This window comes from Micromonospora sp. NPDC004704, from assembly GCF_053601675.1.
The window spans coordinates 1-13,338 of record NZ_JBSGCD010000071.1; the positions used below are offsets into that span (position 1 = coordinate 1).

Consider the following 13,338-nt stretch of genomic DNA (forward strand, 5'->3'; position numbering starts at 1 on the left):
GAGCTCTCCCGAGCGGGGGGGGGGCGCCGGGGCGGTGGGCCCCCCCGGGGGCGGGCGCCCCCCCCCCCCCCGCCGGACGGGTGGCCGACCGTGGGTGCTCCGTCCCCCGAGGGGTACGGGTGGAGATCCCGCGCGACTCCAGCCGGGCCGTTGACTCCCGGCCCGTGCCACGGGTACCGCCGCCACGACCGGGTTGCCCCGGCCGTCGGGCGGGCCGCTGGCCGCTGGGTATGCGACGAGTCGTCACCCTGACGCACCCCCTCCCCGAGGCCGATTCGGAAACTAGGCAGAACGGTAACGCGGGAAAGCACCGGCGCCGGCGTAGCGCGCCGCGTCGCCCAGCTCCTCCTCGATCCGGAGGAGCTGGTTGTACTTGGCCACCCGGTCCGACCGGGCCGGTGCGCCGGTCTTGATCTGGCCGCAGCCGGTGGCCACCGCCAGGTCGGCGATGGTGGTGTCCTCGGTCTCGCCGGAACGGTGGCTCATCATGCAGCGGAACCCGGCCCGGTGCGCGAGGTCGACCGCGTCCAGGGTCTCGGTCAGCGACCCGATCTGGTTCACCTTCACCAGTACGGCGTTGGCCGAGCTCTCGGCGATGCCACGGGCGATCCGCTGCGGGTTGGTGACGAACAGGTCGTCCCCGACGATCTGGACCCGGTCCCCGATCGCGGCGGTGAGGCTGGCCCAGCCGGACCAGTCGTCCTCGGCGAGCGGGTCCTCGATCGACACGATCGGGTACTCGTCGGCGAGCTTGGTGTAGTAGGCCGACATCTCGTCGGCGGTCTTGCTGGTCTGCTCGAAGGTGTAGATGCCGTCGGAGAAGAACTCGGTCGCGGCCACGTCCAGCGCGAACACGATGTCCCGGCCGAGCCGGTAACCGGCCTTCTCGACCGCCTCGGCGATCAGGTCCAGGGCGGCGGCGTTGGTCGGCAGGTCGGGAGCGAAGCCGCCCTCGTCGCCGAGGCCGGTGGACAGGCCCCGCTTCTTCAGTACGGACTTGAGCGCGTGGTAGACCTCGGCACCCGAGCGCAGCGCCTCGCGAAAGGTCGGGGCACCGATCGGGGCGATCATGAATTCCTGCACGTCGACGTTGGAGTCGGCGTGCGCGCCCCCGTTGAGGATGTTCATCATCGGCACCGGCAGCAGGTGCGCGTTCGGGCCGCCCAGGTAGCGGAACAGGCTCAGCTCGGAGCTGGTCGCCGCGGCCTTCGCCACCGCCAGCGACACGCCGAGGATCGCGTTCGCGCCGAGGCCGGACTTGTCGGCGGTGCCGTCGATGTCGAGCATCTTCTGGTCGATCAGCCGCTGCTCGCTGGCCTCGTAGCCGACGAGCTGGTCGACGATCCGGTCCTCGATGTTCGCGACCGCGGTCTCGACGCCCTTGCCCTGGTAGCGGTCGGCGTCGCCGTCGCGCAGCTCGATCGCCTCGAACGCGCCGGTGGACGCGCCGGACGGCACTGCCGCGCGGGCGGTCGTACCGTCGTCCAGCCCGATCTCGACCTCGACGGTCGGGTTGCCGCGCGAGTCGAGAATCTCTCGGGCGACGATTCCCTCGATGGTGGCCACTGTGTCGCTCCTCGTGATGAGTGTCAACTGGTGCTCTCGGGCCGCGACGGTGCGGCGGAAGCGTTCCGAAGGCAGCGTAACGGGCCGTGGTCGCCGGACGGGGATGGCCTCCACCAACCGGGCGCCGATCTGCCGGACATCAACCGATTCTCCACCCCGTCATCCGGACCGGGAATTGCGGGGGTTGCCCTGATCGACAAGGCTGACGGACATGTTCGCCGCCGACCGCGCCACCGCCGGACCGCCCGCCGCCACCGCGCGTTCCACCACCGCCGTCCGGTCCGTCGTGGCCGGGCGGACCAACCCCCGGGCGTACGCACAGTGAACGGCGACCCACCGGCGCCCCGGCCGGAGTTCGTCCCCGGTGCGGCTGCCGACGTACCGGCCGACCCGGCCGACCTGTGCCTGGTGGTGGCCGACGGCAAGCTGCTGGTCGACGCCGAGGGCGGCTTCCCCCGGTGCGCCGACCTGCCCACCGACGCCGCCCCGATCCCGCTCGGCACCCTCGACGGCGTACGTGTCTGGGTCACCGCCCGGGACACGGCCGACGGGTCGCCCGGCACCTGGCTCGGCTGGCGGGACCTGGCCGGCGGCCTGGCCGAGCCGCTCGCCGCCCTCGCCGGCCGCGCCCTGCAGGTGGTCACCTGGCGGCGTACCCACCGTTACTGCGGCGCCTGCACGGCGGAGTTGGCCGACGTGCCCGGCGAGACCGCCCGGCGCTGCCCCGCCTGCAAGCTGTACGTCCCGATGCAGCTCTCCCCGGCCGTCCTCGTCGCCATCCGCCGCCCCGGTCCGCCCGGCGCCCCGGAGCAGCTCCTGCTGGTCCGGCACTCGTACGGGCCGACCGACACGTGGGCGCTGGTCGCCGGCTTTGTCGAGGCGGGCGAGACCCTGGAGCAGGCGGTGCACCGGGAGGTCACCGAGGAGGTGGGACTCCGGGTCGACCGGCTGACCTACTTCGGCAGCCAGCCGTGGGCGATGTCCGGTCCCGGTGTGGTCCTCACCGGCTACACCGCGTACGCGGCGGATCCGGCGGCCGAGCCGGTGGTCGACGGTCGCGAGCTAACCGAGGCGCGCTGGTTCCCGCTGGACGCGTTACCGGAGCCGCTCCCGCCGACGTACTCGATCTCCCGGTGGTTGATCGAGCACGTCCGCGTCCGACCCGCCCCGGCCTAGTACGCCGGTTCCACCCCGAGCAGGGTCCGCAGGTGGCGGGGCGGCGGTGAGGCGTGCGAGAGCATCGCGTCGTGCCACTGCCGCACCGACGGCCCGACCGGGCGGGCGGCGGCGATCTCGGCAACCTCGCTGTACCCGACGAAGTACGTGGAGAGCTGGGTCGAGGTGAGCAGGGCCCGGCGCCACTTCCCGGCCGCCTCGCCCTCCTCCTGGAAGCCACGGCCGGTCATCAGCGCCATGCCCTCGGACTCGGGCAGCTCGTCGCAGTGCACCAACTGGTCCAGCAGCGCGTTGATGGTCATCCGAAGCTGCATCTTGAGCTGCTGCAACCGGATCGGCAGGCCACCGAAGCCGAGACCCGCCATCATCTCCTCGGCGTACACCGCCCAGCCCTCCACGAACGGGCCGGAGTAGCCGAGCGCCCGTACCCGGGTGCTGCCCTGGTAGCGGCGCGAGTGGGCGAGCTGGAGGAAGTGACCGGGCATCGCCTCGTGGACGGTCAGGTTGCGGATCATGTGGTCGTTGTACTCGCGGTAGAACGACTCGACCCGGTCCGCCGACCAGTCCGCCGGGGTCGGCGCGATGCAGTAGAACGTCGGCACCTCGGCGGTCTCCAGCGGGCCGGGCGGGTCGCAGTAGGCGACCGCCACCCCACGGGCGAACTCCGGCATCTCCTGGATCACGCACGGGTCGTCGACCAGCGTCACCAGGTCGTGCGTACGGACGAAGTCGGTCGTCTCGGTGAACGTCACCCGGGCCAGGTCCACGATGGAGGTGTTGTCCGGGTGCTCGGCTCCGAGCTGGTCCAGCGCCCGGCGTACGGTCTCGTCGGTGGCCGGGCCACCGACCAGCTCGGCCGCCACGGCCCGGATCTCGTCGGTGACCCGCTCCAGGTTCGCCTCGGCACGGGCGAAGACCTGGGCGGCGGACAGCTCGGTGTCCAGGGTGTGCCAGAGCCGCGCCTCGAAGCGGCGGCGGCCGAGCCGGGGGTCGCGTCCCGGGCCGGTGTCGTCGTGCAGACCCGCCCGGAGCCAGTCGGCGAACCCGGCCAGGGCCTCGACCGCCTCCCGGGCCACCGGCTCGACCGCGTTGCGCATTCCGGGTGCCTCGGCGAGCAGGGCGGGTAGTTCGTCGCGGACCAGCGCGGCGGTGCCGTCGAACTGCCCGGCGGCGGTCTCGGCGTGGATCCTGGGCATGTCGCGCAGGGTGGCGCGGGCGGTGGCGAGCGCGTCCGGTACGTCGCCGAGCCGGCCGACAAGGCTCGCCAGCCGGACCTCCGCCGGGGCGTACGGGCGGGCGATCAGCGCGTGCAGCAGCGGGCCCGGATTGTGCCGCAGCGGGTTCCACTCGTGCGTACGCAGCTCGGACAGCTCGAACTGTTCCCGGTCGACGAGGGCGGCGAGCATGCTGTGGTCGACCTGCTCCGCCTGGTCGAGCGCGAGGTCGTCCACCTGGGAGAGGGCGCCGGCGGCGTCGCGGAGCATCTCCGAGCGGGCCTTGACCCCGCCGTCGGACAGGTCCGGCAACCGGTCGTCGAAGCGGTGGTCACCGGCCGAGGACGCCAGACCGGGACTGCTCTCCAGCAACGCGTCGACGATGCGTTCGGCGATGGGGACGAAAGACGACATGGGAAGAATCTAGCGACTCCGGCCCGGATCGGGCAGCGGGGGAAGAAGGCTGGCCAGGGTTCGTACCGCCCGGGTCAGCTCAGCGGGCGGGTTCGCGGCGTACCCGAGGACCAGTCCGGGCGGGCCGCCGGGTGCCAGCCGGAGCCGGGACAGCGGCACCGGCATCAGCCCGGCCCGCTGCGCGGCGTCGGCCACCCCCTCGTCGTCGACCCCGTCGGGCAACTCGACCACCAGGTGCAGTCCGGCCGCGATACCGGAGATCCGGGCCGCCGGCAGGTACCGGCGCAGGGCGGCGGTCAACGCGTCCCGGCGCTGCCGGTGTGCCTGCCGGGAACGGCGCAGGTGGCGGTCGTACCCGCCGTCGGCCAGGAGTTCGGCGAAGGCTAGCTGTTCGAGCACCGGTCCGCCGATGTCGGCCGCCGTCTTGGCCGCGACGACCGCCGCCCGCCACCCCGGCGGTACGGCGAGCCAGCCGAGCCGCATCGCCGGGGCGAGTGCCTTGCTGGCCGACCCGATGTGGGCGACCAGGTCCGGGGCGAGACCCTGGAGGCAGCCGACCGGGTCCCGGTCGTACCGGAACTCGGCGTCGTAGTCGTCCTCGACCACCAGAGCGCCGGTCGTACGCGCCCAGGCGAGCAGGGCGGCCCGGCGGCGCGGGGCGAGCACCACGCCGGTCGGGTACTGGTGTGCCGGCGTGGTCAGCACCGCCGGTAGCCCGGTGCGGGCCAGCGCCTCGACGTCCAGTCCCTCGTGGTCGACCGGCACCGGCACCGGGCGGAGCCCCTGCGCCTCGAAGTGCAGCCGGATGGCGACGCTGCCCGGATCCTCGATCCCGATCGTGGTCGCGCCCCGGCTCCGGAGCACGGCGGCGACCAGGGAGAACGCCTGGGCCGCACCGGTGGTGATCACCAGGTCGGCCGGGTCGACCCGGGCCGCCCGGACCCGGCCGAGATAGTTCGAGAGTTCGGTACGCAGCCGGGGCGCGCCGGCCGGGTCGCCGTAGTCGAAATCGGCGTCGCGGGCCCGGCTCAGCGCCCGCTCGTACGCCCGCCGCCACTGGGCGCGGGGGAACATCGCCAGGTCCGGCACCCCCGACCGGAGCCCGTTCCCGCTCGGATTCACCTGAACAGCGGGACCGGCGGCGCTCGACCGTGCGTCGGGCGGGCCGGACCGGCGCTGCGTCGCTCCGGTGTCCGGCGCGACCACGGTCCCCGCTCCGGGTCGGGCGAGCAGCCGTCCCTCGGCCACCAACTGTTCGTACGCCTCGACCACCACGCCCCGGGACAGCCGCAGGTCGGCGGCGAGTCCCCGGCTGGACGGAAGCCGGGTGCCCGGTACGAGCCGCCCCTGCACGATCGCCTCCCGGAGGGCGACGGTGAGCTGGCCGGCGAGGCCGGGTCGGGCCCGGTCGAGTTCGACGAGCGCCTCCGGAGTGGTCAATTGGTCCTCCCTAACCCGCCCGAATTGGCCCTCAACACAGGACCATCCGCACCCTAGCGTCGTATGGGTGAAGATCTCCAACACCGGCGCCGTACTGCTCTGCGTCCTCGGGATGACGATCGTCGGCAGTTCCGTCTCGATCAGCCAACTGGTCCTCGACTACCCCACCCTGACCGGACAGGCCGCCCGGTACGCGCTCGCCGCCGCCGTGCTGTTCGCCATCGCCCGGCGCTGCCCCGGAATCGGTGTCGAAGGCCGGCCCGCGACGGGTCGGCCGACCGGACGCGAGTGGGTTGTCCTCACCGCACTGGCGGCCACCGGACTGGCCGCGTTCAACGCCTTCATCCTGATCGCGCTGCCGCACGCCGACCCGGCCCTGGTCGGCACCTTCATCGGGGCGGCACCCCTGGGGCTGGCCCTGCTCGGGCCGCTGCTGCGCGGCCGACGCCCGACCGTACGGCTGCTCGGGGCGGCGGGCATCGTCGTCGCCGGTACGGCACTGGTGCAGGGCACCGGTCGAGCGGACACGATCGGCGTACTCGCCTCGCTCGGTGCGCTCGGCGGGGAGATCGCGTTCTCGTTGCTCGCCGCTGCCGTCCTGCCCCGCCTCGGCCCGGTACGGGTGGCCGCGTACAGCTGCGCGCTGGCCGTACCGCTGCTGCTGGTCGGCGCACTGGTGGCGGGGGAACCGGCCGAGTGGCGGCTGCCGACCGGGGTGGAGGCGGCCACGTACGCCTACCTGGCCGCGCTGATGACGGTGGTCGCGTTCGTCGCCTGGTTCACCGGGCTGCGCAAGCTGGGCGTCGAGCGGGCCGGGATCCTGGTCGGCCTGATGCCGGTGGCCACCCTGGTCACCGCCGCCGTACAGGCCGGACGACTTCCCGCGCTCGGCTCGACCGCCGGGGTGCTGGTGGTCGCGCTCGGCCTCGCGGTGGGCCTCGCCGGCCAGCGGAACCAACCCGCCGACGATCAGCCTTCCGTGCTGCCCGAACCGGCCGTGCTGTTCGAACCGGCAGACGTGTTCGAACCGGCGGTGGTGGCCGAACCGGCGGTGGCCTCCACGGCGCGGACCGCGTCGGCGTAGGCGAGGGCGGCCCGGCGCAGTGCCGCCTCGGCGTCCAGCCCGTCGGCGCGGGCCTGGACCACCACGTCCAGCAGCCGGGCACCGAGCCGGGCCTCGTCGTCCAGGGTGGCCGGGACCGGTGGTGGGATGTCCAGCCCGGCCCGGCCGGCCCGTTGCAGGATCTTCGCCGCGAGCGAGAGGGCCGGCTGGGCCAGCGCGATCCCGTCCAGGACCGAATCGCGGGCCTTCTCCGCCTTCTTGATCTGCTCCCAGTTGGTGATGATCTCGTCGATCGAGCCGACCGGGGTGTCCGCGAAGACGTGCGGGTTGCGCCGGATCATCTTGTCGACGAGGCCGCCGGCCACGTCGTCGATGTTCCACCGCTCGTCTTCGGGCAACTCCTCGGCCAGCCGGGCGTGCAGTACCACCTGGAGCAGCACGTCACCCAGCTCCTCGCGGAGCGCGTCCAGGTCACCGGCCACGATCGCGTCGTACGCCTCGTAGCACTCCTCCAGCAGGAACTGGGCAAGGGTGGCGTGGGTCTGTGCCCGCTTCCACGGGTCACCGCCGGGCGAGGCGAGCCGGTCCATCACGGCGACCGCGTCGAGCAGCCGGGCGCCGGGCGGGTCCCAGGAGCCGTACATCAGCTCCAGTTCGGCCAGGCCGGGTTCGCGGGCCAGGCGCAGCCCCAGCTCGCGGGCCATCCGGTCGTCCCCGACCGGACCGGCCAACCAGACGACGGTCCCGTCGGTTCCGGCGGTGGCGAGCAGGTCCGGCACCGGAGTGTCGGTCAGGGTCACGGTGCCGCCGGCCACCCGTACGGCGGTGGTCAGCTCGCTCTCCGCGCCGGCCAGCACCGGGTGCTGGCGTACCACGTCCCAGGCCGCCGCGGTGAGCAGGCCGGCGGGCAGCCGGGGCGAGGTGACCAGGAGTACGACTCGGGCGGTCATCGGATCTGCCCGCTCAGCGCGGGTCGACCACCGTGCCCGTGTCGCCCTCGCCCAGCGGCACGCTGACCGCAGCGGGCCCGCCCTGGAAGGAGAGGATCGGGAACTCCAGCGGCCGGTAGCGCGGGTTGACCGTGACGTCGAAACGGGTGACCGCGTCGGCGAGCACCTTGCGGTTGCCGAGCGCCGCCTGCAACTGCTCACCGTCGAGCTGCTGCCCGGCGGCCTCGTCCGTCACCGTCGCCTCGATCGCACCGGCGGCCTTGGCCACCTTGCCGAGGGCGAGCAGCTCGGCCGGGGTCGGCTTCACCGGCTCACCCGGCGGTACGGCCGACAGGCAGGTGAACAGCGCCGCGGCCTCCTTGGCGAACGCGGTCTCCGGCGCCACCGCGAACTGCTGGGCCACCTGGTCGACCGGGGCCGGCTCCTTGGCCTGGAGGTTCTCGGCCTTGGTGAACCGCTGGCAGACGTCGTTGAGGACCAGCACGCTGACCACGAAGGTGCGTGTTGGCGGCTTCGCCTCGGGGGCGCCCGCGGCGGCCGGCGGTGCGGGCTTCGCCCGCAGCTCGTCGATGAGGTCGGTCACCTGGTTCTCGGTGATCTGCCGGTCGCCGACGTAGGCGGCGGCACCGGGCTGGGCACGGCAACCGGTGAGGGCGATGATGCCGACCGCGGCAACCACGGCGATCGGCGCCAGACGGCGAGCACGCTGCATGGCCGACACTCTCTCACGCGCCGCCCGGCCCGACCGGTACGGGGTCACCGGGCGGGCCGTCCCACCACTGTCCGTCACCGGGCGGCCAGTACCGGCTCGCCGATGACGTCCTTCAACAACTGGCCGCACCATTCCAGCAGTACCTGGTCGCGCAGTGGCTCGCCGCCGATCCGGCGGGTGCTCGGCCGGGGCACGCTGACCTGGTCGGTGACCTGCTTGTAGACCGCGTCCGGGTGGTAGCGCTTGAGCCGCATCTGCTTCGAGTCGGGCAGCGGCAGCGGGCCGAACCGGACGTACTTGCCCTGGACCGACACGTCGGTCAGGCCGTACGCGCGGGCCAGGAGGCGGAACCGTGCCACCGCGACGAGGTTCTGCACCGGCTCCGGCGGTGCGCCGTACCGGTCGGTCATCTCGACCACCACCTCGTCGAGGCGGGCGGCGTCGCGGGCCTCGGCGAGCTTGCGGTACATCTCCAGGCGGAGCCGTTCCACGCTCACGTAGTCGTGCGGCAGGTGCGCGTCGATCGGAAGGTCGATCTTGACGTCGACCTCCTCCTCCGGCCGCTCCCCCTTGAACGTCTGCACCGCCTCGCCGACCATCCGGACGTAGAGGTCGAACCCGACGCCCTCGATGTGCCCGGACTGCTCGCCGCCGAGCAGGTTCCCGGCGCCCCGGATCTCCAGGTCCTTCATTGCCACGTACATGCCGGCGCCCAGCTCGGTGTGCTGGGCGATGGTGGCCAGCCGCTCGTGGGCGTGCTCGGTCAGCGGCTTCTCCGGCGGATAGAGGAAGTACGCGTACGCCCGCTCCCGGCCACGGCCGACCCGGCCCCGGATCTGGTGCAACTGGGCCAGGCCGAGCAGGTCGGCCCGTTCCACGATCAGCGTGTTGGCGTTCGGGATGTCGATGCCGGACTCCACGATCGTGGTGCAGACCAGGACGTCGTACTCCTTCTCCCAGAAGCCGACCATGACCTTACTCCAGCGCTTCCTCGCCCATCTGGCCGTGCGCGACCGCGACCCGCGCCTCGGGCACCAGCTCACGGATCCGGCGGGCCGCCCGGTCGATCGACTCGACCCGGTTGTGCAGGTAGAAGACCTGCCCGTCGCGAAGCAGCTCCCGGTGGATCGAGGCGGCGACCTGCCGGTCGTCGTACGCGCCGACGAAGGTCAGCACCGGGTGCCGCTCCTCCGGCGGGGTGGCGATGGTGGACATCTCCCGGATCCCGGTGATCGCCATCTCCAGGGTCCGCGGGATCGGCGTCGCCGACATGGTCAGTACGTCGACCGCTGTCCGCAGCGTCTTCAGGTGCTCCTTGTGCTCGACCCCGAACCGCTGCTCCTCATCGACGATGACCATGCCGAGCGCCTTGAACCGGGTGGCGGCGGCGAGCAGCCGGTGGGTCCCGATGACGATGTCGGCGCTGCCGTCGGCGGCGGCTTCCAGGGTCTGTTCGGCTTCCTTCGGGGTCTGGAACCGGGAGAGCTGCCTGATCTGGACCGGGAACTGTCCCATCCGCTCGGCGAACGTGTTGTAGTGCTGCTGGGCGAGGAGTGTGGTCGGCACCAGGACCGCTACCTGCTTGCCGTCCTGGACCGCCTTGAACGCCGCCCGGACCGCGATCTCGGTCTTGCCGTACCCGACGTCACCGCAGATCAGCCGGTCCATCGGGGCGGACTGCTCCATGTCCCGCTTGACCTCCTCGATCGCCGACAACTGGTCCGGCGTCTCGGTGTACGGGAACGCGTCCTCAAGCTCCCGCTGCCACGGGGTGTCCGGGGCGAACGCGTGCCCCTTGGACGCCTTCCGGGCGGCGTAGAGCTGGATGAGCTGGGCGGCGATCTCGCGTACCGCCTTGCGGGCGCGGGCCTTGGCCTTCTGCCACTCGCTGCCGCCCATCTTGTGCAGCGTCGGGGTCTCCCCGCCCACGTAACGGGAGAGCTGGTCGAGCTGGTCGGTGGGGACGAAGAGGCGGTCACCCGGCTGGCCCCGCTTGGTGGAGGCGTACTCCAGGACCAGGTACTCGCGCTCGGCGCCGTTGACCGTACGTTGCACCAGCTCGACGTAGCGGCCGATGCCGTGCTGCTCGTGCACCACGTAGTCGCCGGTCTTCAGCTCCAGCGGGTCGATGGTGTTGCGCCGCCGGCTCGGCATCTTGCGCATGTCGCGGGTGGAGGTGCCCCGTCCCCCGGTGATGTCGTTCCCGGTGAGTACGGCGAGCTTGGTGGCGCTGGCGCCGTCGAGCAGGAAGCCGTGGTTGAGCGAGCCGCAGGTGACGAGCAGTTCGCCGGGGGCGGGTGCGGCGAGGATGGTCTCGACGGCGGTGGCGCCGAGCCCGCCGTCGCGGAGCACCTCGACCGCCCGTTGGGCCGGTCCGTGCCCCTCGAAGACCAGGGCCACCGCCCAGCCGTCGGCGGTCCACCGCTTGAGGTCGTCGACCACCCGGTTGGTCTCACCGTGGTAGAGCGCGGTCGGCTGTGCGGCGAGCGTGATCGACACCCCCTCGTCGGGGGTGACGTCGGTGCGTACCGGGTCCAGCCACGGCTGGTCGTCGGCGGCCGGGGTGTCTTCGACCAGCCCGAACGGGGAGATCGACCACCAGGGCTGGCCGAGGGCGGCGGCTGTTGCCCGTACCTCGCCCAGGGTCTTGAATGCGGCGGCGCCGACGTCGATCGGGGCCTGGCCGCCGACGGCGGCCGCGGCCCAGCTCGCCTGGAGGAACTCCTCCGAGGTACGGACCAGGTCATGGGCCCGGGTACGGATCCGCTCCGGGTCGAAGAGCAGCACGTGCGCTGCCGCCGGCAGGCAGTCGAGCAGCGTCTCCATGCTCCCGGTCCCGTCCAGGAGTGCCGGGGCGAGCGATTCCATGCCCTCGACCGGGATCCCCTCGGCCAGCTTCTCCAGGATCTCGGCCAGCTCCGGATGGGCCTCGGCCAGGGCGGCGGCCCGTTCCCGGATCTCCGGGGTGAGCAGGAGTTCGCGGCACGGCGGCGCCCAGAGCTGGTCGACCTGCTCGATGGTCCGCTGGTCGGCGACGGCGAAGGTACGGATCTCCTCCACCTCGTCGCCCCAGAACTCGACCCGGGACGGGTGCTCGTCGGTGGGCGGGAAGACGTCCAGGATGCCGCCCCGGACGGCGAACTCACCGCGCTTGGTGACCAGGTCCACCCGCGAGTACGCCAGGTCGGCCAGCCGGTGCGCGACCACCTCCAGGTCCGCCTCGGCGTGGCTGGTCAGGCGTACGGGTTCGAGGTCACCGAGCCCCTTGAGCTGCGGTTGCAGCACCGAGCGGACCGGAGCGACGACAACCCGCAGCGGGCCGGCACCGTCGGCACCGTCCGGGTGCGCCAGCCGGCGCAGCACGGCGAGCCGTCGCCCGACGGTGTCCGACCGGGGGGAGAGCCGCTCGTGCGGCAGGGTCTCCCAGGCGGGGAAGACGGCCACCTGCTCGGCCGGCAGGAGGCTACCCAGCGCGGCGGCGAGGTCGTCGGCCTCGCGGGTGGTGGCGGTGACCGCGAGCACGGGGCGGCCGGCACCGCCCTGGTCCGGCTCGGCGGCCACGGCGGCCACCACGAACGGCCGCAGCGCCGCCGGTGCGGTCAGATCGAGCCCGTCGGCCTGCGCTGCACCGCCCCGGGCCAGATCACGGGTACGGGTGAGAGCCGGGTCGCCGAGGGCGGCAGCCAGCAGACCGGCGAGCATCGTCACGATCACTACCTCTGCGTCAACACGCGAAACTGCCCCCATCCGGCTTCCGGACGGGGGTCCACCTCCCCAAGTTTATCCCCCTCAGAACCCCCCACCCCCCACCCCAAACCCACCCACCCCACCCCATCCCACCCGCCCGAAGTGCGTTGATCATGAAGTTAGCGCGGATTTGATCGCTAGATTCCGCGCTAACTTCATGATCGACAAGCGTGCGGGGTCAGGCCGCGCGGAGGTGCGCGGGGTCCGTCCGCGCCAGCAGGCCGAGGAGTACGGGGACCAGCGCGCGGGCCTGGGGTAGGTCGATCGGCCAGCGTTCCACCTGCTCGCCCACGGATAACTCCAGCAGCACACCGCTGGGCGGGACGGGGCCGACGTCCATCTGCCCCACCCCGGGCCGCCCGTAACTTTCCCTTTCTCACCCGGTTGCGAGCCAGGGGGAGCGATTTCAGCCTACGACTCTCCGTCGACATTGTCGGCACTGTCGATACCGAGGAGCACGGGGTGTCCTACGGCTCGGTCCGTACCGCCCTGCTGATACTCAAGGCAGAGGGCTTGATCGAGGGCCGACAAGGCGAGGGCGTTTTCGTCCGCGACAGTAAATAGCCGATCATCCGGGTCGGACAAGCAGCGCCCCTGGCCCACCGGATCAGGGTGTCCGTGGCGGCGACAACGCGCTTTTTTTTCGTACATCGAATTTGATGTAAGTACATCGAATTCGATGTACGGAATTGACGCGTTATGCGGGTGAGCGGCGGTGGAGCGCGGGCGGAGCCGTCAACTGCCTAAAGGACGTCTCGTAACTCGGTGAAGGCGTGGCCGGGTAAGGCTGCTGGTGTCACCCCGTCAGGATGATGTTGTGGATGTGGGCGATACCGGATGCGGTGTCGGCCAATGTGCGGGCGGCGCGGCGGTAGTCACGCAGGATCTTGAAACACTTCATGCGGGCCAGGGCGTGTTCGACCTGCGCCCGGACGGTGCGGTGCTGCTTGTTCAGGTTGGCCTTCCACTCGGGTAGCTCGCTGCCGTCGGTGGGCTTGCGGTACGGGATGATCACCTCGGGGTTGCCGCGGTAGGCGCCGTCGGCCATGACCGGGC

At 72.2% G+C, this 13,338-nt stretch carries 8 protein-coding genes and 2 pseudogenes; 2 read left to right on the forward strand and 8 right to left on the reverse strand.

Annotated features, from left to right (window positions below):
- Positions 1 to 282 precede the first annotated feature (282 nt).
- Positions 283 to 1,566 carry a phosphopyruvate hydratase gene (gene eno / locus ACWEFB_RS37965; protein ID WP_452293067.1) on the reverse strand — a complete coding sequence of 428 codons (1,284 nt, stop codon included), beginning with the start codon at positions 1,564 to 1,566 and terminating at the stop codon, positions 283 to 285.
- 321 nt (positions 1,567 to 1,887) lie between these two features.
- Here eno and nudC point away from each other — a divergent pair, with 321 nt between their 5' ends.
- Positions 1,888 to 2,742: an NAD(+) diphosphatase gene (nudC, locus tag ACWEFB_RS37970; protein ID WP_452293068.1), complete on the forward strand. Its 855-nt coding sequence runs from the start codon at positions 1,888 to 1,890 to the stop codon at positions 2,740 to 2,742.
- On the opposite strand, the gene ACWEFB_RS37975 is transcribed toward nudC, so the two are convergent.
- Together ACWEFB_RS37975 and pdxR are read right to left on the reverse strand one after the other, a co-directional pair.
- Positions 2,739 to 4,370, reverse strand: a complete 1,632-nt coding sequence (locus ACWEFB_RS37975; protein ID WP_452293069.1) for a DUF885 domain-containing protein — start codon at positions 4,368 to 4,370, stop codon at positions 2,739 to 2,741. The two genes, nudC and ACWEFB_RS37975, sit on opposite strands and share 4 nt — an antisense overlap.
- A gap of 9 nt (positions 4,371 to 4,379) precedes the next feature.
- Positions 4,380 to 5,810 (reverse strand): MocR-like pyridoxine biosynthesis transcription factor PdxR, encoded by a 1,431-nt coding sequence (pdxR, locus tag ACWEFB_RS37980; protein WP_452293070.1) that lies wholly within the window; start codon positions 5,808 to 5,810, stop codon positions 4,380 to 4,382.
- Between the two features lie 67 nt (positions 5,811 to 5,877).
- Here pdxR and ACWEFB_RS37985 point away from each other — a divergent pair, with 67 nt between their 5' ends.
- Complete coding sequence (locus tag ACWEFB_RS37985) at positions 5,878 to 6,894, forward strand: EamA family transporter (RefSeq protein ID WP_452293071.1); 1,017 nt, start codon at positions 5,878 to 5,880, stop codon at positions 6,892 to 6,894.
- On the opposite strand, the pseudogene ACWEFB_RS37990 reads toward ACWEFB_RS37985, so the two are convergent.
- The 5 genes and pseudogenes from ACWEFB_RS37990 to ACWEFB_RS38010 form a co-directional block, all read right to left on the reverse strand.
- Positions 6,867 to 7,823, reverse strand: a pseudogene (locus ACWEFB_RS37990) (nucleoside triphosphate pyrophosphohydrolase); the annotation flags it as partial. The gene ACWEFB_RS37985 and the pseudogene ACWEFB_RS37990 sit on opposite strands and share 28 nt — an antisense overlap.
- Before the next feature lie 13 nt (positions 7,824 to 7,836).
- Positions 7,837 to 8,535: a hypothetical protein gene (locus ACWEFB_RS37995; protein WP_326560961.1), complete on the reverse strand. Its 699-nt coding sequence runs from the start codon at positions 8,533 to 8,535 to the stop codon at positions 7,837 to 7,839.
- A gap of 74 nt (positions 8,536 to 8,609) precedes the next feature.
- Positions 8,610 to 12,237: pseudogene (gene mfd, locus ACWEFB_RS38000) on the reverse strand (transcription-repair coupling factor).
- A gap of 223 nt (positions 12,238 to 12,460) precedes the next feature.
- Entirely contained in the window at positions 12,461 to 12,622 is a 162-nt protein-coding gene (locus ACWEFB_RS38005; protein WP_452293072.1) for a hypothetical protein, read from the reverse strand.
- Positions 12,623 to 13,078: 456 nt separating this feature from the next.
- Positions 13,079 to 13,338: transposase family protein (locus ACWEFB_RS38010; protein WP_452293073.1), on the reverse strand; the 260-nt coding region annotated here is incomplete at its 5' end.